This is a genomic window from Ruegeria sp. C11 (assembly GCF_056537725.1).
In genome coordinates, this window is sequence record NZ_JBQFSB010000002.1 from 84,362 (window position 1) to 104,202 (window position 19,841).

15 protein-coding genes and 1 tRNA gene are annotated in these 19,841 nt (G+C 55.4%); 7 read left to right on the plus strand and 9 right to left on the minus strand.

All coding sequences use genetic code 11. From position 1 onward, the window contains the following. Positions 1 to 64: 64 nt before the first annotated feature. From ACR0NA_RS03730 to typA, 4 genes are all read left to right on the plus strand, one after another. The gene (locus ACR0NA_RS03730; RefSeq protein ID WP_170655627.1) at positions 65 to 718 is read left to right on the plus strand and encodes an alpha/beta hydrolase; all 654 of its coding nucleotides are present in this window, start codon (positions 65 to 67) and stop codon (positions 716 to 718) included. Continuing rightward, on the plus strand, positions 718 to 963 hold the full coding sequence (locus ACR0NA_RS03735; RefSeq protein ID WP_170655629.1) for a hypothetical protein: 246 nt from the start codon (positions 718 to 720) through the stop codon (positions 961 to 963). Before ACR0NA_RS03730 ends, ACR0NA_RS03735 begins: the two co-directional genes overlap by 1 nt. Before the next feature lie 426 nt (positions 964 to 1,389). Beyond that, entirely contained in the window at positions 1,390 to 1,725 is a 336-nt protein-coding gene (locus ACR0NA_RS03740; protein ID WP_480726164.1) for a DMT family transporter, read from the plus strand. A gap of 76 nt (positions 1,726 to 1,801) precedes the next feature. After that, positions 1,802 to 3,619 carry a translational GTPase TypA gene (gene typA / locus ACR0NA_RS03745; protein ID WP_170655633.1) on the plus strand — a complete coding sequence of 606 codons (1,818 nt, stop codon included), beginning with the start codon at positions 1,802 to 1,804 and terminating at the stop codon, positions 3,617 to 3,619. Between the two features lie 346 nt (positions 3,620 to 3,965). On the opposite strand, the gene ACR0NA_RS03750 is transcribed toward typA, so the two are convergent. The 3 genes from ACR0NA_RS03750 to recA form a co-directional block, all read right to left on the minus strand. Further along, positions 3,966 to 4,253 (minus strand): DUF1330 domain-containing protein, encoded by a 288-nt coding sequence (locus tag ACR0NA_RS03750; protein WP_480726166.1) that lies wholly within the window; start codon positions 4,251 to 4,253, stop codon positions 3,966 to 3,968. 1 nt (position 4,254) lies between these two features. Further along, positions 4,255 to 6,924, minus strand: coding sequence for an alanine--tRNA ligase (gene alaS, locus ACR0NA_RS03755; RefSeq protein WP_480726168.1), 2,670 nt, complete (start codon positions 6,922 to 6,924; stop codon positions 4,255 to 4,257). 177 nt (positions 6,925 to 7,101) lie between these two features. Further along, entirely contained in the window at positions 7,102 to 8,169 is a 1,068-nt protein-coding gene (gene recA / locus ACR0NA_RS03760) for a recombinase RecA (RefSeq protein WP_170655639.1), read from the minus strand. A gap of 191 nt (positions 8,170 to 8,360) precedes the next feature. On the opposite strand from recA, the gene ACR0NA_RS03765 reads away from it, so the two are divergent. Beyond that, a complete protein-coding gene (locus ACR0NA_RS03765) occupies positions 8,361 to 8,954 on the plus strand; it encodes a gamma-glutamyl kinase (protein WP_480726170.1) in 594 nt (197 codons plus the stop codon). A gap of 52 nt (positions 8,955 to 9,006) precedes the next feature. Here the strand turns inward: ACR0NA_RS03765 and ACR0NA_RS03770 are convergent, their stop codons facing one another. The 3 genes from ACR0NA_RS03770 to guaB form a co-directional block, all read right to left on the minus strand. Then, positions 9,007 to 11,298, minus strand: a complete 2,292-nt coding sequence (locus tag ACR0NA_RS03770) for an ATP-binding protein (RefSeq protein ID WP_480726173.1) — start codon at positions 11,296 to 11,298, stop codon at positions 9,007 to 9,009. A 273-nt stretch (positions 11,299 to 11,571) separates the two neighbouring features. Continuing rightward, on the minus strand, positions 11,572 to 12,600 hold the full coding sequence (locus ACR0NA_RS03775) for an RsmB/NOP family class I SAM-dependent RNA methyltransferase (RefSeq protein ID WP_480726175.1): 1,029 nt from the start codon (positions 12,598 to 12,600) through the stop codon (positions 11,572 to 11,574). Between the two features lie 470 nt (positions 12,601 to 13,070). Beyond that, positions 13,071 to 14,519 carry an IMP dehydrogenase gene (gene guaB / locus ACR0NA_RS03780; RefSeq protein WP_480449476.1) on the minus strand — a complete coding sequence of 483 codons (1,449 nt, stop codon included), beginning with the start codon at positions 14,517 to 14,519 and terminating at the stop codon, positions 13,071 to 13,073. 216 nt (positions 14,520 to 14,735) lie between these two features. On the opposite strand from guaB, the gene ACR0NA_RS03785 reads away from it, so the two are divergent. Both ACR0NA_RS03785 and ACR0NA_RS03790 read left to right on the plus strand, forming a co-directional pair. After that, on the plus strand, positions 14,736 to 16,778 hold the full coding sequence (locus tag ACR0NA_RS03785) for an ASKHA domain-containing protein (protein WP_480726178.1): 2,043 nt from the start codon (positions 14,736 to 14,738) through the stop codon (positions 16,776 to 16,778). Between the two features lie 24 nt (positions 16,779 to 16,802). Continuing rightward, the gene (locus ACR0NA_RS03790; protein WP_480726180.1) at positions 16,803 to 17,660 is read left to right on the plus strand and encodes a class I SAM-dependent methyltransferase; all 858 of its coding nucleotides are present in this window, start codon (positions 16,803 to 16,805) and stop codon (positions 17,658 to 17,660) included. A gap of 18 nt (positions 17,661 to 17,678) precedes the next feature. On the opposite strand, the gene ACR0NA_RS03795 is transcribed toward ACR0NA_RS03790, so the two are convergent. From ACR0NA_RS03795 to ACR0NA_RS03805, 3 genes are all read right to left on the minus strand, one after another. Beyond that, a tRNA-Gly gene (locus tag ACR0NA_RS03795) sits at positions 17,679 to 17,752 on the minus strand. Between the two features lie 65 nt (positions 17,753 to 17,817). Then, positions 17,818 to 18,645 (minus strand): polyphosphate kinase 2 family protein, encoded by an 828-nt coding sequence (locus ACR0NA_RS03800; RefSeq protein ID WP_480726182.1) that lies wholly within the window; start codon positions 18,643 to 18,645, stop codon positions 17,818 to 17,820. 130 nt (positions 18,646 to 18,775) lie between these two features. Beyond that, positions 18,776 to 19,840 carry a methyltetrahydrofolate cobalamin methyltransferase gene (locus tag ACR0NA_RS03805; RefSeq protein WP_170655655.1) on the minus strand — a complete coding sequence of 355 codons (1,065 nt, stop codon included), beginning with the start codon at positions 19,838 to 19,840 and terminating at the stop codon, positions 18,776 to 18,778. Position 19,841 lies beyond the last annotated feature (1 nt).

The window sequence follows — 19,841 nt, forward strand, 5'->3', positions numbered from 1 at the left end:
TGCCTGACGGATAGCGTCAAGAATATCCCGGTACCCAGCGAAATAAGACAGGACAAAAGCACACATGCCCGAGGTGATTTTTCCCGGACCCGAAGGCCGCCTGGAAGGCCGTTACCACCCGCAAAAGGAAAAAGACGCACCGATCGCCATCGTGCTGCATCCTCATCCGCAATTTGGCGGAACAATGAACAACAAGGTCGTCTATAACCTGCACTACGCCTTTTACAACATGGGCTTCACAGTTCTGCGGTTCAATTTCCGCGGTGTTGGACGCAGTCAGGGCGAGTACGATCAGGGTGTTGGCGAGCTTAGCGATGCAGCGTCGGCGCTGGATTATCTGCAGTCAATGAACAACAACTCCAAACATTGTTGGGTTGCCGGATTTTCGTTCGGTGCCTGGATCGGAATGCAGTTGTTGATGCGCCGTCCGGAAATCACCGGCTTCATCAGCGTGTCCCCTCCGGCGAATATGTACGATTTTTCATTCCTGGCCCCCTGCCCTTCGTCCGGTTTGGTCATCAACGGTTCGGCCGACCGGGTTGCTCCGCCGGCCGATACGACCTCTTTGGTCAGCAAATTGCATGAGCAAAAGGGAATCACGATCACTCATACCGAAGTCGAGGGCGCCGATCACTTCTTTCAGGAGCCACACATGGACACTTTGGTCACCGACGTTACCGACTATGTAAAACGTCGACTGACGGAGAACACGCGCTGATGTCTGACACCATCAACACCTTGGCCGGGAAACTGGCCGAGGACACGATGAAGGTCATGGACGAGACAGGGAATGATCGGCTTTTCGTAGAGATCGGGGATGTTCTTGCGGCGGCCTCTCAATCTCTGGAAGAAGCGTTCCTGACGGAGATACGTGTACGGCTGGCCGAACGCACAGCCCGTCAATTTCTGATTAAAAAATTATCCGATCATCGCGCCAAGACAAAATCCATCGAAAAGCAATAAACCTGTTTGCCTCGGCGCCGGTTCTGCAAGTTGCAAAGAAAAAGGGGTCCGAAGACCCCTTTTTCATTATCGGTTGGCGCTCAAACCAAATTAACTTCAAACCGCTCAACACTTTGTGCTGCATCTATGTCGACGGACCCCCCGTCTGCAAGCCACCCGAGCGCCACGATAAGTACCGAAGCTATAATAATAGTTATCGCAAAACGCGTCATGAAAGAGAACTCACTAAAAATAACATCAAGTACACGCATACATTATCACGTCTTCGGGTCATTATCATAGTCGGGTTTCCCTGACCTTCAGCCAGCCAAAGAGCGTGCCCGGTGTAGCGTCGAACGCACCTGATCAAGTAGGTTTTGACTTGCCCGCAGACGGGAATTCGTGCTCAAGGTTTCCGCGAATTCTCCCACGTTAGGACTTGCACCTGTGCCAAAGGCTTATCTGATCCTCCTATTTGCAGTTGTCGCCGAAACAATCGGCACGAGCGCCCTCCAGGCAAGTCAGCAGTTCACCCGGTTCTGGCCTTCGGTTCTAGTCGTGGTTGGATACGGCTTAGCGTTTTACCTGATGGCACTCACGCTCAAGGTCATGCCCGTCGGCATCGTCTATGCGATCTGGTCGGGTCTGGGAATCTTTCTGATCGCAATCATCGGATTTGTCGTTTTTGGCCAGCGGCTGGACTGGCCCGCAATTTTTGGCCTTAGTTTGATTTTGATCGGTATATTGGTCATTCACCTTTTTTCCGAGACTGCTGGCCACTGATCTCGCGTTAGGGCTGGTATCTTTTGTCGCGCCGCGCTATGCGCGCGTCAACTTCCCGTTCAAAGGCTGACCTCTCATGGACCTGCGCAACATCGCAATCATTGCTCACGTGGACCACGGCAAGACGACCCTGGTGGATGAGCTGCTCAAACAATCCGGTGCTTTCCGGGAAAACCAGGCCGTGGCCGAGCGTGCCATGGACAGCAACGATCTAGAGCGCGAACGCGGCATTACCATTCTGGCCAAGGCTACGTCGGTCGAATGGAAAGGCACGCGGATCAATATCGTTGACACACCCGGCCACGCTGATTTCGGTGGTGAGGTTGAGCGCATTCTGAACATGGTCGATGGTGTGGTTCTTCTGGTCGATGCTGCCGAAGGTCCGATGCCGCAGACCAAGTTCGTCACATCCAAGGCGCTTGCTCTGGGTCTGCGTCCGATCGTGGTTCTGAACAAAGTGGACAAACCGGATGCTGAGCCGGATCGCGCACTGGACGAGTGCTTTGATCTGTTTGCCAATCTCGGTGCCGATGACGATCAGCTTGATTTCCCGGCAATGTACGCGTCAGGTCGATCCGGCTGGGCTGACATGGAGCTGGATGGCCCTCGTCAGGATTTGACCGCATTGTTTGATCTGATTGTCGATCACGTCCCCGCCCCAAAACAGATTGAACGCAAGGATGAACCCTTCCGGATGCTCGCAACCACACTGGGCAGTGATCCTTTCATCGGTCGCATTCTGACTGGCCGGGTGGAAAGCGGCACCCTGAAGGCTGGCGCCAATCTCAAGGCCCTGTCACGCGATGGCACAGTCATCGAGAATTTCCGGGCCACCAAGATTCTGGCGTTCCGCGGTCTCAGCCAACAACCGATCGACGTGGCCGAAGCCGGTGACATCGTCACCATCGCCGGGATGAGCAAGGCAACAGTCGCCGATTCTCTCGTTGATCCGCAGGTTGATGAAGCTCTTCACGCTCAACCGATTGACCCGCCGACCATCACCGTGACATTCGGTATCAACGATTCACCTCTGGCGGGCCGTGACGGCAAAAAGGTTCAGTCCCGTGTGATCCGCGACCGTCTGATGAAAGAAGCCGAGTCGAATGTCGCCATCCGGATCACCGACACGCCAAGCGGTGAAGCATTCGAAGTCGCCGGTCGCGGCGAGCTCCAGATGGGCGTCCTGATCGAGAACATGCGCCGCGAGGGTTTCGAACTCAGCATTTCGCGCCCGCAGGTGTTGTTCCGCGAGGAAGATGGCCAGCGCCTCGAGCCGGTCGAAGAAGTGACCATCGACGTTGATGATGAATATTCGGGTGCAGTGATCGAAAAAATCACTGGTGCCCGCAAGGGGGAACTGGCCGAGATGCGCCCAGCCGGTGCGGGCAAAACCCGGATCATCGCGCATGTTCCGTCGCGTGGGTTGATCGGGTACCACGGTGAATTCCTGACCGATACGCGCGGAACGGGCGTTCTGAACCGTGTTTTCCACGATTGGGCACCTCACAAGGGCGCCATCCCGGGACGTCGTGCAGGTGTGCTGATTTCGATGGAAAATGGTCAGGCTGTTGCATACGCCTTGTGGAACCTTGAAGAGCGTGGGCGCATGTTCCTTGGTCCGCAGGCAGACGTTTATCAGGGTATGATCATCGGCGAGCATTCCCGCGACAACGATCTGGAAGTGAACCCGCTGAAGGGCAAGAAACTTACTAACGTTCGCGCTTCGGGTTCAGATGACGCGGTTCGACTTACCCCGCATGTCCAGTTTTCACTGGAAGAAGCGATCGCGTATGTGGACGACGATGAACTGGTTGAGGTGACACCGAACTCGATCCGGCTTCGCAAAAGATACCTTGACCCGCATGAGAGAAAGCGGATGTCAAAGGTATCCTAGGCCTTAATCCACATTAAGAACTGGGTGCAAACCGATAGCTGGGAAAGACTTTTGTCAGCTTTGCATCCAGTATGGACTGATGTTCACATTAGGGTCGTCTGAAAGACGACCATCTGTCCGGTGACACGGAGGCTCGTTGTGCGCTCCGTGTCGTCCAAGACACAATGCCGTGCCACCTTCAGCGACGATCAGATTTCCAAGATATGCCTGCTCGGCATTCGCACAGAAGCCCTGATCGTAACCTCTGCAGCGCGTGTGGACGTCGGGTATAGCGACCGGGCAAGCTTGTTGACGCAAAGGGAGTCCCAGCGGCCCGGTTTACGCGCCGCATTCGGGTTCCTTGTCGTCACTCGATCGTTTCTACAACCATCAACTCGCGCTCAGAGGCATTGCGGGCGTGGCTCAACGCCTCTTGGTATTCTGAAGAGTTGTAGCATTCGACCGCCGCTTCTACCGATGGAAAACGTGCCACTACATTTCGTGGCCGCTCTTTTCCTTCCAACTGTACGAAACGCCCGCCGCGAGCGATGAATTCTCCGCCATGCTTGGCAATCGCCGGACCAGCCAGTTCGGCGTATTTTCCGTAAGCGTCGGCATCAGTGACCGTTACATGTGCGATCCAGAGTGCACCCATTTTATCCTCCCAAAACCTGCTCTGCCGCTTTGACCGCAGCGTCTGCATTTGCAGCGTCCTTGCCCCCACCTTGAGCCATGTCCGGACGGCCTCCACCGCCCTTTCCGCCCAGTTCGGCAACGGCGGCGCGTACCAGATCCACCGCTGACACTTTTTCAGTCAGATCCTTGGTAACACCGGCCGCGACTGCAGCTTTGCCCCCGGTGTCCGCAATCAACAAAACCGCTCCGGAACCAAGACGTTCCTTATGTTCATCGATCAATGCAGGCAGATCCTTACCGGACACTCCGCTCAGGGATTGCGCCAGGAATGGTACGCCGTTCACCTCACGCGCTTCTACCGCCGAAGATCCATTTCCCCCGCCCATGGCAAGGTCACGCCGCAATTGAGCCACCTCATTTTGAAGCGCACGGCGCTCATCCATCAAAGACTTGATGCGATCCACAACGTCGGTTGGCTGAGCCTTCAGCATCCCGGTCACCTCAGCCATCCGCGAAGCTTCCTGCGAAAGGTGGTCGAATGCGGCAGCACCGGTCAAAGCCTCGATCCGTCTGACACCGGCCGAGGATGCACTGTCGCTAAGCAATACGAAGGTGCCGATATCTCCGGTCTGTTTCACGTGAGTACCGCCGCAAAGTTCGATCGAGTACGTCGTGCCGTCCTGGCCTTTGCCCGTCTCCGCATGGCCCATCGAAACGACCCGCACCTCGTCCCCATATTTTTCACCAAACAGCGCCTGCGCGCCCATGGCGCGCGCGTCGTCCGGTGTCATGATCCGAGTTTCTACCGTGGAATTCTGCCTGATAAACTGATTCACGTCCGAGGCGACGCGCGTCAGTTCCTCGGCGGTCAGCGCCTTTGCGTGGCTGAAATCGAAACGCAAACGGTCAGAGTCGTTCAATGATCCACGCTGAGCGACGTGATTGCCCAATGTTTCGCGAAGCGCCTCGTGCAGCAAGTGAGTTGCTGAGTGGTTTGCGCGAATGGCCGTCCGGCGTCCGTGGTCAACCGCAAGCTCTACCGCGTCGCCTTTTGCAATCGTCCCATGCGCAACCGTCACTCTGTGTGCATACACCTTTCCGTCCGCGAACTTTCTGGTGTCCTCAATTTTGGCAACATCATCACGGTTATCCAACCGGCGCATTTCACCGGTGTCACCAACCTGACCACCGGCCTCGCCATAAAACGGGGTCTGATTAACGATGACCCAACCCGTTCCGCCCTGTTCAATTTCATCGACCATTGCGCCGTCAACGACCAGTGCACCGACCTGACCTTCGGCCATTTCGGTGTCGTAGCCAAGAAAATCGGTCGCGCCGACAGTGTCCAATACGTCGAACCAAACCGCCAGATCAGCGGCCTCTCCTGAGCCGGCCCAAGCGGCCCTCGCCTTGGCTTTCTGTTCTGCCATTGCGGCATCAAAGCCGTCGGTATCTACGCTGAGCCCTTTTTCACGCAATGCATCCTGCGTCAGGTCCAGAGGAAACCCGTAAGTGTCATAAAGTTTGAACGCGGCCTCACCTGGCAAAGGCTCATCTTCTGCAAGGTTCGTTACTTCATCGTCCAGCAGCTTGAGACCACGGTCCAGCGTCTGTTTGAACCGCGTTTCCTCGAGCAACAAGGTCTCTTCAATCAACGCCTGTGCCTGTCCAAGTTCCGCGTACTGCGCCCCCATGAGCTGAACCAAGGTCGGAACAAGCCGATGCATGACCGGATCTTTTGCGCCCAACAGGTGCGCATGGCGCATAGCCCGGCGCATGATCCGCCGCAGAACGTATCCACGACCGTCATTCGATGGCATGACACCGTCAGCAATCAAAAAGGATGTTGATCGCAGATGGTCGGCGATCACGCGGTGATGCACGTTCTGATCTCCGTAGGGATCGACATTCGTTGCGTCCGCAGATGCCTCTATCAAAGTCTTGAACAGGTCTGTGTCGTAGTTGTCGTGACTGCCCTGCAGCAACGCACCAATCCGCTCGAGACCCATTCCCGTGTCGATGGATTGCATGTCGAGTTCGACCATCGAACCGTCTTCGAACTGCTCGTTTTGCATGAAAACGATGTTCCAGATTTCGATGAAACGATCGCCGTCTTCTTCCGCCGATCCCGGAGGGCCGCCCCAGATATGATCACCGTGGTCATAGAAAATTTCAGTGCAGGGTCCGCAGGGGCCCGTCGGCCCCATTTGCCAGAAATTGTCATTCGTAGCGATGCGGATAATCCGGTCTTCAGGAACACCGACCTTTTTCCAGATTTCGAACGCCTCGTCATCGGTGTGATAAACAGTTGTCAGTAACCGGTTCTTATCAATCCCGAATTCTTTGGTGATCAGTTCCCAGGCAAATGGGATCGCTTCGGGTTTGAAGTAATCGCCAAAGGAGAAATTTCCCAGCATTTCAAAGAACGTATGGTGTCGGGCGGTGTAGCCCACATTGTCCAGATCGTTATGCTTACCGCCCGCCCGCACGCACTTCTGGGATGTGGTTGCGCGGTTGTAGTCGCGGGTTTCGACCCCGGTGAACAGGTTTTTGAACTGCACCATGCCCGAGTTGACAAACATCAGGGTGGGATCGTTGCGCGGAACCAACGGGCTCGACGCGACCACTTCGTGACCCTGTTTCGCAAAATAGTTCAGAAAGGTTGATCGGATGTCGTTCAGCGTGGGCATAAGGTTCTCTCAGCGCGCAATCAAATTGTTCCGCGAAGGTTTATCCCTGTCCCTGCAGATAGTCCACAGGATTGCAGCAGCAGAACGAAACAAGGCGGCCCGATGGACCGCCCTGTTCCGAGTATTCTCGCCCCCATAAAGGGGCCGGTGATTTTCTTCTGTTGCCATCAGCACTCTTCAGGCTTCGAGGATATCATCCTCTTCCGCGCCCGGTGGCATGTCGAAATCCAACCCATGTGCAGCGCGTATCTTATCTTCGATATCCAGTGCGATACGGCTGTTGTCACGCAGGTATTGCTTGGCATTCTCGCGCCCCTGCCCGATCCTCTCGTCGCCATAGCTGAACCACGAACCCGATTTCTCGACCACACCGGCCTTGACGCCCAGATCCAGCAACTCTCCCATCTTCGAGATGCCTTCCCCATACATGATGTCGAATTCTACCTGCTTGAACGGCGGGGCCACCTTGTTCTTGACCACCTTTACGCGGGTCTGGTTGCCCACAACCTCGTCCCGGTCCTTGATCGCACCGATACGGCGGATATCCAGGCGAACCGAGCTGTAGAACTTCAGCGCATTGCCGCCGGTCGTTGTTTCCGGACTGCCGAACATCACGCCGATTTTCATACGAATCTGGTTGATGAAGATCACCATGCAATTGGACCGGCTGATCGAACCGGTCAGTTTCCGCATTGCCTGGCTCATCAGGCGGGCCTGCACGCCGACATTGCTGTCGCCCATGTCGCCTTCCAACTCGGATTTGGGTGTCAGGGCCGCAACCGAGTCGACCACAACCATATTCACAGCACCGGAACGCACCAGCGTGTCCGTGATTTCAAGCGCCTGCTCCCCGGTGTCAGGCTGTGAAATCAAAAGCTCATCAAGATCAACACCTAGCTTTCGGGCATACTGCGGATCAAGCGCATGTTCTGCGTCCACAAATGCGCAAACGCCCCCGCGCTTTTGCTGTTCCGCGATGCAATGCAGGGTCAAGGTGGTCTTGCCCGAGCTTTCCGGACCATAGATTTCCACAATGCGCCCCATCGGCAAACCGCCGATCCCAAGCGCAATATCCAGTCCAAGCGAACCCGTCGAACTGGCTTCAATCTCGGCCAGGACGTTATCACCGCCCAGCTTCATGATTGAGCCCTTGCCAAACTGCCGCTCAATTTGGGCCAACGCGCTGTCGAGCGCCTTTTGCTTGTCTGCGTTTTTCTTGTCGCTCATCGTCAGAAGATCCGCCATTGTCCTGTTGCTTTCCTTTTGTCACACCCTCGTCCGGGCGGCAATCGCTGCTTTGTTCACCCCTTGTTCCTTATGGGATCAAAAAGAGAACATTTCAACTCAAACTTTCAGATTCAACTGTTTGCCAATTGTATTAAAGAGAAGTTTACGGCAATCTGGATTTATGGAATTCCCCTGAGAGATTTGCATAAATGCTTGTTTTCTATAAGGAACGATTAGCCCTTCTGTCGGTACCCAAGACGGGAAGCACTGCCTATCAAATGGCGCTGAGAAACCGGGCCGATATTGTGGTATCAGGACCTCCGGAGCTAAAACACGCGCCCGTTCGCCGATACGACAGGTTTTTTCAGAACATGTTTCAAAAGCTGTTCGACACTGAAATGGAAATCATGGCCGTCGTCCGTGAACCCATAGATTGGCTGGGAAGCTGGTATCGGTATCGCCGCCGCGCCTCCCTTTCGGGCAGCCCAACCTCGACAGAGCATCTAAGCTTTGAGGAATTTGTCTGCGCCTACATGAACTCCAATCGTCCGGCCTTTGCAGACGTGGGGAGCCAAAGCCGATTCTTTCTGACCCGTACTAACGGTGCAGGTGCTACGCACGTCTTCAAGTACGAGCATCAGGATAAGATCCTTGCATTTTTGGAATCACGGTTGGAAACAAAAATCTCCCTAAAGCGGGAAAACGTCTCTCCGAAAATGCCTCTGTCTTTGTCTTCGGAAACAGAAGGGTGTTTTCGTACAAAGTTTCAGGATGATTTCGAATTACACCGGTCCGCCCAATAATGGCATCAGGTTCAAAGCAAAAAACTTGGCAGTATTAGATTACACACCCGCCTTATTGCAGCTGTTGATAAACAGTTTCGGTTAACTGGTTGAGGGAAAAGGGTTTCGGCAGAAATACCGAATTCAGAACATCCGGGCCAGTGTCGCCAAAAGCCCCTTCGGTATACCCTGACATAAATACCACGCGAACATGCGGGCGATCATCCAAGGCTTTTCTTACCCAGCTTGGACCATCCATCCCGGGCATTACGACATCGGTTACGAAGACATCCACGGACAGGTCCTTGTCGTCCAGAAGGCGAAGGGCTTCTTCTCCCGAGTCAGCCTCAAGCACCGTGTACCCCCGCAGCCGGAGAGCACGTGATGCAAATGCCCTTACCGGAGCTTCATCTTCGACCAGCAAAACAACTCCTTCTCCCTGCACCATTCCCAGGCTCGGTTGAGTGGATTGAGGGGCTTCGGGCAAATTCAGTTTCTCCACACAGGCGGGCAGGAAAAGCGTAAATACTGATCCCTTGCCCTCGATACTGTCGACAAAGATAAAGCCGCCGGTCTGTTTGACGATCCCGTACGCCGTGGACAATCCCAGGCCGGTCCCCTCTCCTGTTCGCTTGGTGGTATAGAACGGCTCAAAAACCTTCTGCAGCTTCCCCGGCGGGATTCCGATACCTTCATCCGTCACTTTGACCGTGACGTACTCACCCACGGGCAACGTAGCACGGTCACGCTGCATCGGCTGTTCCAGTCGCACGACATCGGATTCAATACGAATCTCACCGCCCTGAGGCATTGCATCACGCGCATTCACGACCAGATTCATCAATACCTGCTCCAGCTGCCGCTTGTCAGCGCGAACCGGCCTGAGAACCGGATCGTGGCTTAGTGTCAGGGTGATTTTCTCTCCGACCAGACGATTGAGTAAGTGAACCAGATCAGAAATCGTATCCCGCAGATCCAGCACCTCGGGCTGAAGTGTCTGTTTCCGCGAAAACGCCAAAAGCTGTCCAACAAGCGCCGCTGCACGGTTCGCGTTCTGGTTTATTTGAATCAAATCGGCGTAGTTCGGATCATTCTGATCGTGACGCAGCAAGAGAAGATCGCAATGGCCAGAAATCGCAGTCAGAAGATTGTTGAAATCATGCGCGACTCCGCCTGCCAGTTGCCCAACAGCCTGCATCTTCTGGCTTTGAACAAACTGTGCCTCAAGTGATTTGAGTTCGGTTGCGTCATTGAGAACCGCAATCAGATTCACGTCCCCGTTCCGAATAATCCGCGTCAGCGTCACTTGCAGGAACAGTTCTTTATCCTTGCGCGTCAGCCGAAGGAATTCGGAATGTGGCACGGTATTCTTCTCTGCCGTCTCTCTGAGCCAGCTTCGAAGCGGGCGTCCAAGGCCCTGCATAATCTGTTCGATGTTGGCGTTGCTTGGAATAGTGCCACCAATCAACTGCCTGGCAAGCCGGTTCGCTTCGAGAATGTCTCCATCCGGCGAAAGACGCATGACCGGTATCGGGAGTTCTGCAAACGTGGTGCTGTCCTGATCATCCTTCAACTGCTTCAACGGAAGCAATACCATCTCACGGCACACGCCCGATACGCGAATATCCGATGCCACGATAGGAACGGTCCCTTGCGGGGTTCTGATGCGAGTGATTTCACCATGACGGGCTGGAAGTTCGGTAAACACTTGATCCAGAGGCCCAACGCCGCAGTCAATCAAATCCCGGGCAGCCGCGTTCACACCCAAAATGACATCGTCACGACCAATGGTCAGAATGGGCAACAAACTGCTTTCATTTCGATTATCTGTACCTGTCGCCACACGCCATAGGATTAGTCCTCTGCCAACCACGTGTGCGGTCACCGGTACGGTTCCGGCTTTGGTCACGACATCTTCCTGTGCGCGGCCCTGTATCAGTGCGGTCGACTGCAACCGAAACAAAATGGCTGAAGGGTTCGCAAAAACCGATTGCAGGCAATCATCCAGCCTTTTCCCATCAATAACACCACTGCATTGCCGGGCCTGTGCATTCGCGAATTGAACACAGCCTTGGAGGTTCGTCACAAAGGTCGGAGTAGTGTCTTGTTCGGAAAGAGATTTCAGTACATCTAAAGTGTTGGCGCGTGCCAACTTCGAGACCTGTTTTTTGCAAAACATCAACGTGGCGGTAAAAAGGGATGACAATCCCAAAACAACCAGCAATTGGTCAACGGATTCAGGCAATTCGCCAAACAACAAAACCGCCACCAAGGCTATGCCGATAAGCAACAACAAGACACCGCGAAAGCTGCCGGATAGCAGGTATCGAAATTCGTGGTGCGAAAACGCGGTTGGAGCGGGCATGGGCGACTCGACTAATTCTGGCGAACGATTGTTCGCCCGCCAACAGTTAACCCACTATTAACGCCTCAGGTTAGCGACACGCCACTCCTAGTTGTGTTACCACATCCAATTTCGCTCTGAGCGAGCCATAAAATCATCATCTCCCGCATGGCCTAGCGGGTATTGCTAACCCCCCGCCTTGGAACTCGTCGAACGGTTTTACTGGATTGCCCTTAAAAGGGCGTTCTGGTTGTCACTCACGAGCGCCAGGAAGGAGGGATTTCCTGCCACTACTCATTGAACTTTGCGAAGAACAGCGCAGTAGAACCCATCCCCGCCATCCAGCGGAGTAAATCGCCTTTCGCTCACCAGTGAAAAATTGTAATTTAACTTTACAAATTCACTGATCTGTTGGCCATTCTCACAATCCAGCAAGGAACAGGTCGCATAAACCAGATGCCCTTTTGGCTTAATAAGTCGACTAGCCTGACTAAGAATTTCTTTTTGCGTGTTCAATGTCTGACGTAGCTTATCCGGGGTAAGCAACCATTTTCCCTGCGGATCCCTGCGCCACGAGCCGGTACCCGAGCAAGGTACGTCAATGAGAACTGAATCGAACGATGGTTGTTTCTCCAACTCCGGCAACGAAACCAGAGACACGGCAACGCCTGCACGAGACGCGCGTTTTGGCAAATCTTTCAACCTGCCCGGATCCGCATCATGGGCATAGAATTCACCGGCCACACGCCCGGCTACAGCCAAAACCTTACCACCCCCGCCGGCACAAAAATCCAGTAGTGTCTCACCTGATTCAAGCGGCACCAAGTCGGCGACAGCCTGCGACGAGACATCCTGCAGTTCGATCTTTCCCTGCAAATATGCCTGCGAATTCCTTACTTTCCTTGCCCCGTCCGTGACTTCGAGAGCCGAGGGAGACAGCACATGTGGCTGTACCGTTATTCCCTCATCGGCAAGTTCAGCCGTTGCCCTCTCGCGGCTCAGTTTGGACAGATTGACCCGAAGGTGGACCGGCGCCCTGTTTCGCATGGCATCGGCGACGGCTTGGGTCTTTTCCCCAAGTGAATCCTGAAGATGAGACCAGAGCCACTCTGGGAAATCCGCACTTTCGCCGCCATCCGGCCGTGGTGAGCGACCAGGTAAGCGTTCGGACTCTGTCAATGAGGACGGAGCATAAGGACCCGCACCAAAAATCGTTTCAGGGTCCTGTTCGGCTTCTCTGACGTAGCCAAGCAAAAGGGCCCTGCCGGTATCACCGCCTCCCCGCGATGCGAGGCTGCGCTTTCGTCTGAGAACATCATACACCAGATCTGCGATTGCGGCCCTGTCCTTGGACCCGGCATACCGATTTTTGCGCCCCCAATCAGCCAGCGCACGATCTGCAAGTTCTCCGCTTAAAATGCGATCCATCAAGCCAATTGCGGCGCTTATGCGTGCTGCCGGGGTCATCGTGACTCAATATCCAATGTCAAACGTCCATCTTCATGTTGATACCACCCGTGTAAAGGATTCCACGGCTCGCCCTTGGGGATCTTTAAAACCCGGGATCCAGCCCTGAACATCCTACATTCCGAAACGGCCACTAAGGCAGTGAGCATGCACACCTAAAAAGGTTAGCGCCTTCTTCGAACCGCATTCAGATCGCAAGCAAGTTTAAGCGAAACAACGAGCTGGCTTATTTGCTTCGGTTTGCTTCAGTGAAACTGAGAATTCCGTGGCACGATGAAACGTTTCACTGATGCAATTCCGTTAAGGAATCAAGCATAAGCCATTGTTTATGCAAGCCTATAATTCGGGCTCTCCCTTGTGATCTGAACGTCGTGCACGTGGCTTTCCTTCAATCCAGCCCCGGTGATTTTCACGAACTGGCAGTTTCTCCGCATTTCTTCGACGGTGGCACACCCGGTGTAGCCCATCGCTGCGCGCAGCCCGCCCACAAGTTGATGGATCACGGCGCTTGCCGATCCCTTGTAAGGCACCTGGCCTTCAATCCCTTCGGGAACCAGCTTGTCGCTTGCTGCGTCCTTCTGAAAATAGCGGTCGGCCGAACCGCGCGCCATAGCGCCCAGGCTTCCCATACCGCGATACGATTTAAAGGAACGCCCCTGATAGAGAATAACCTCACCCGGAGATTCGTCCGTGCCCGCAATCATGGACCCCACCATTGCACAGGATGCCCCGGCAGCAATTGCCTTGGCGAAATCGCCCGAAAACTTGATCCCGCCATCTGCAATTACGGGCACGTCTCCGGCGGCGGATGCGCAATCCAGAACCGCAGTCAGCTGCGGAACACCAACGCCCGCGACCATGCGTGTGGTACAGATCGATCCGGGGCCGATGCCAACCTTTATTGCGTCCGCACCCGCATCGATCAGGGCTTTGGTTGCCTCAGATGTAGCGACATTGCCCGCAATGATCTGAACTTCGTTCGACAAAGTCTTGGCCCGCTTCACAGCGTCCAGAACGCCCTGCGAATGCCCGTGCGCGGTGTCGACCACAATAATATCCACGCCGGAGTCAACCAGTTGCTCGGATCGCTCAAAACCCGAGTCTCCAACCGATGTTGCAGCAGCCACACGCAACCGGCCCAGGCTATCCTTGCAGGCTGTGGGGTTCAGAACGGCCTGTTCCGTGTCTTTTAGGGTCAGCAATCCGGTCAGCTTGCCCCCGCCATCAACGACCAGAAGTTTTTCGATCCGGCGTGCCTTCATCAGGCTTTTCGCCTCTTCTAGGTCCGCAGGCTCTTGCAGCATCGCCAGATTGTCGGATGTCATCATCACCCGGATCGGAGTGTCATCGGACGTTGCAAACCGCATATCCCGGTTGGTCACGATGCCAACAACGCGTCCGGCATCATCCACGACGGGGAAACCAGTGAAGTTATAGCGCTGCACCAAAGCCTTGGCGTCCGCCAAAGTCTGATCAGCGCGCAGTGTCACGGGGTTATAAACGATACCCGATTCGAAACGCTTAACCCGCCGAACCTCACGGGCCTGTTCCTCGACGGACAGGTTCTTGTGAATGACACCGATTCCACCGGCCTGCGCCATTGCGATAGCCATGCGAGCCTCGGTCACGGTATCCATGGCCGAACTCAGAAGCGGAATATTCATGGTGATCTCGCGCGTCACGCGCGTGGACGTATTCGCCATAGATGGCAGGACAGAAGAACTGCCCGGAACCAATAATACGTCGTCAAAGGTAAGTGCCTCACGAATCTGCATCTGCTAACCCCATGCAAAAGCCCGTTTGGCGGTGACCCTATTACATGGATTTCACCCAAGGGAAAGCCCCCCGCCGCAACTTGTCGCTTTGTACATGCAGGCGTGGGTTATAAAACGACGCTACACGCACAAAACGTGCCGCTGAATGCCCTTTCTCTTTTCGCTCAAAGCCATATCCTGCGCGGAATACGCGCGAACACCAAAGGCAGGCCTCTCATGACCACCGATCCACTTGTCGTCTTTACACCGTCCGGCAAACGCGGCCACTTTCCAGTGGGCACACCGATTCTGACAGCCGCACGCCAGCTGGGCGTCGATCTGGATTCTGTCTGTGGTGGGCGAGGCATCTGTTCCAAGTGCCAGATCACACCATCCTATGGTGAATTTCCTAAACATGGCGTGACTGTAAGTGATGGCGCGCTGTCTGAATGGAATGCGGTTGAACAACGATATGACGACAAGCGTGGCCTGAAGCCGGGTCGCCGCCTGGGATGCCAGGCTGCCGTGCAGGGCGATGTGGTTATTGATGTCCCCCCAGAGAGCCAGGTCCACCGTCAGGTTGTCCGCAAAGCCGCCGCCGCGCGTGCCATCGTGATGGATCCGGCAACAAGGCTGTATTTCGTGGTCGTCGAAGAACCCGATATGCACTCACCAACCGGAGATCTGGAGAGGTTGGAACGCGCCCTGCGCCAGCAATGGAATATCGAGGCAGTCACAGCAGATTTGTCGCTGATGAACAAGCTTCAGCCGATCCTGCGAAAGGGCAAGTGGGAGGTCACCGTGGCCGTCCACAAAAGCCATAAGGATGACGTGGCCCGAATCGTGGAAATATGGCCCGGCCTGCACGAAAGCGGCCTTTTCGGGTTGGCCATTGACCTCGGCTCGACCACTATCGCGGCGCATCTCACCGATCTGGAAACCGGCGAAGTCAAGGCGTCATCCGGCCTGATGAACCCGCAAATCCGCTTTGGCGAGGATTTGATGAGCCGTGTGTCATACGCAATGATGAATCCGGGCGGAGATCAGGAAATGACCCGTGCCGTCCGCGAGGCAATCAACGATCTGACAACGTCCATTGCGGATGAGGCCGGGATCGATGCAAGCCTGATCGTCGAAACGGTGTTTGTCTGCAACCCGGTGATGCACCACCTGCTGCTGGGTCTTGATCCGGTGGAACTCGGTCAAGCGCCGTTTGCTCTGGCGACGTCAGAGAGTATGTCCCTGCCCGCCCGAGACATGGAATTGACCGCGATGAACCCGCGTGCGCAGGTATACATCCTGCCCTGCATCGCAGGCCATGTGGGTGCCGACTGCGCTGCGGTCGCCCTGTCGGAAGAGCCCGGAAAATCCGAGGATCTTGTCTTGATCGTCGACGTCGGGACCAACGCCGAAATTCTGCTGGGAAACACGAACCGGGTTCTGGCTTGCTCGTCCCCGACTGGTCCGGCATTTGAAGGGGCGCAGATCAGCTCGGGCCAGCGTGCCGCCCCCGGTGCGATTGAGCGGATCGAAATTGATCCTGTGACCAAGGAACCCCGGTTCCGCGTCATAGGCTCGGACAAATGGTCGGATGACGAAGGTTTTGACGCCGATATCGCAACCACCGGCATCACCGGCATCTGCGGTTCGGGCATTATCGAGGCCGTCGCCGAAATGCGAATGGCCGGCTTGCTTGATGAAAGCGGTTTGATCGGTTCAGCCGAACAAACGGGCACTTCGCGTTGCCTACCCGAGGGGCGGACACACTCTTATCTCATTCATGACGCCAGCGCTGAAGGCGGACCGCGGGTGACGGTAACTCAGAGTGATATTCGGGCCATCCAGCTTGCGAAATCCGCCCTCTACGCGGGTGCCCGCCTGCTGATGGATGAAATGAACGTCGACAAAGTCGACCGCGTGGTTTTGGCAGGTGCCTTTGGCGCCCATATCTCGACCAAACACGCAATGGTGTTGGGCATGATCCCGGATGCTCCGCTGGACAAGGTCATGAGCGCAGGCAACGCAGCCGGCACAGGCGCGCGGATCGCTTTGTGCAATATTTCGTCGCGGGCCGAAATCGAACGCGTCGTTCGCGAAATCACCAAGGTGGAAACCGCGATCGAGCCAAAGTTTCAGGATCATTTTGTTGCGGCCAATGCAATTCCGCATAAAACGGACCCGTTCCCGGAATTGTCCAGCGTTGTCACCCTGCCCGCGCCTTCCTTCAATACTGGCGGAGACGAGGAAAAAGCAGGTCGCCGCCGCAGACGGAAGGCATAGTTCCATTAATCGAAAGAGGTGCCCGTGGATTTCGCAAACAAAGAGCAGGCCGAGTACTGGGGAAATTCTGCGTCGGGCACAAGCTGGCTGACATACGAAGATCAGCTTGATCACCTGATGCAGCCAGTGCTGGACCTTGTTCTGAACCGGTCCGGCTTGACCCAGGGCATGCGTGTCCTGGACATCGGTTGCGGAACCGGTGCCAGTACGATTGCTGCTGCGCACCGTGTTGGCTCGGATGGCCATGCCTTGGGTATCGACATCTCAAACGACTTTTTGGAACGTGCACGAAACCGGGCTCAGGCCAAAGGATTGAAAAATCTAAGTTTCGAGGTCACCGATGCGCAAGTGGAACCCTTTCCAGCCAATGACAGAGACGCAGCGATTTCACGTTTTGGCGTCATGTTCTTTGAAGACACGCTTGCCGCCTTTGCGAACATTGCGAAGGCGCTAAAACCGCAGGCAAAAATGACCTTCGCCGCGTGGGCACCTCTGGCTGACAATCTATGGTTCAAGACTCCTTTTGTCGCCGCCGCAAGGCGACTTGGGACCCCACCCAAGGTTGACCCCAATGCCCCGGGTCCATTGGCGTTTCAGGACCTTGACCGTATCGCGAACCTGTTGTCAGACGCCGGATTGGTTCAAATTCATGCGGAAAAGGTTGAACTTTCGCTGACACCAAAAGGGACAGTCCAAGATGCAGCCACGCTATGTGCTCGCGTCGGCCCTGCCGCGCGGGTGATATCGCATTTTGAAGGGACCGAAGCGGATGCCACGGCCATTCAAGCCGAGGTCGCTAAGGATTTTGAACAGTTCAGAACGGAACAGGGCGTTCGTATTCCTGCGACGATTAACCTGTTTCAGGCCAGTCGGCCCGATTAAAGCACCACTGAAAAAGTCTGGAGCGGGTAGCGGGAATCGAACCCGCGCGTTCAGCTTGGGAAGCTGACAGGCTACCATTACATCATACCCGCCGCGAGAGATTGGATAGCATCGCACCCTAGGCAGGTTCAAGCGAGTATCGATCCCGCACTCACATTCACTCGGTACGGGATCGCAGGCTTTCTATCAGGTTCTTGTCCACGTCCAGAACCCTGCTGGCTTCATCCAGTGTTCGCATGTCCAATTGCTGCTCAGACAGATCCAGATCCTGCGAAAACACATCAACAATAGTTTCCATGGCCTTGATACGGGCGTATTTTTTATTGTTGGCCGGAATTACGGTCCAGGGTGCGAAATCCGTGGAAGTGCGGGCCAGCATTTCATCCACAGCGATTTCGGTTTCGCTCCATTTCTCGCGATTTCGGAAATCCTCATATGTCAGCTTCCACCGTTTCATCGGGTTGCGCAGGCGTTCCGTAAAGCGGTCCATCTGCTCTTGGGGTGAAATATGGAAGAACAGCTTGACGATGCGCGTGCCGTCATCGACCAGCATACGCTCAAATTCATTGATCTCGCGATATGCGGCACGCCAACGATGTTCTGGTGTAAACTTCTCCAGCCGCTCGACCAGCACGCGCCCGTACCAGCTTCGGTCGAATGCCGAAATTGCCCCCTCAGGCGGAAGCCTCTCCCAGAACCGCAACAAATAGTGACGATTGAGATAGTAGTTGCGCGGAGCACCGATGGGCCAGACCTTGAAGCTTCGCGGGTCGAGAGCCTGACTGATACGGCGAATTGTACCGCCCTTGCCCGCAGCATCCCATCCCTCAAAGACAATGACGCCCTTGTTGCCATGAAACAGAAACGCCTGCTGAATGCGGGAAAGTTTCGTCTGCAGCTCAGCCAAAGCGTCAAAATAGTCCTTTTTACCCAAACGCAGAGACAAGTCCGCGTCCGACAATCTGGGGGGACGATGCTGTTTCATTTGGCCACCTTCTCAATGTCTCTCGCGCGACTTTAGTCTTCCGGGACATGCAGGCTTTGGCAACAGCTCTTCGGACAGAAAAAAGGACGGGCAAACTGCCCGGCCTTTGCGTTTGTGTGTGAAACCCGGATCAGGCGCGACGGCGACGACCGCCACCGCGACGACCGCGGGCGCCTTCTCCTTCGGCACCTGCGGCCTCGGGAGCCTTGTTGAACTTGATCCACGCCCCGCCATGCGGGTCGTTGTTGGTCAGAAGGTTGGCGGCGCGAATGGCCTCCATCTCTTTACCCGCGCGTGGCAAAGTCGAACCGATGTTGAACAGCTGACAGAAGGTTTCGTCGTCCATGTCAGCGGGCAGAACGATGCCTTTGGCTTCGACTTCAGCTTTCTTCTCGGCCAGTTTCTTGGGGCCGACCGGCAGCGCGACCGGGTTCATGATCGCCGAGGTCATGCCAGCAGCCATCGCCATTGGCAGGAACGCATTGTTGATGCCGTGACGGTTAGGCAGACCAAACGAGATGTTGGATGCACCGCAGGTCGTGTTTACGCCCAGTTCCTCGCGCAGGCGGCGGACCAGAGCAAACACCTGCTGACCGGCCGTTGCCATCGCACCGATCGGCATAACCAGAGGATCAACCACGATGTCATGAGCAGGAATGCCGAAGTCGGCAGCGCGCTCAACGATCTTCTTGGCCACTTCGAAACGCACATCCGGGTCTTCCGAAATACCGGTGTCGTCGTTCGAAATTGCAACAACCGGAACGTTGTACTTTTTGACCAGCGGCAGAACCAGTTCCAGGCGCTCTTCTTCGCCGGTGACCGAGTTCAGCAGCGGACGGCCCTCGGCCGCTTCAAGACCGGCCTCCAACGCGCCCGGTACCGACGAGTCGATGCACAACGGCACGTCGACCAGTCCCTGTACCAGCTCGACGATTTTGGTCATCAGTGGCGGTTCGGTCTCATTCGGGTTGGGGTTCGAGTTGTAAACGACGCCTGCGTTGATATCCAGAACGGTCGCCCCTGCCGCAACCTGAGCCAGCGCGTCTTTCTCGACGGTCGAGAAATCGCCCGCCTCGAGTTCCGCAGCCAACTTCTTACGGCCAGTCGGGTTGATCCGCTCTCCGATCACGCAGAACGGTTCGTCAAAGCCCAGGACGGCAGTTTTTGTTTTTGATTCTACGACTGTACGGGTCATG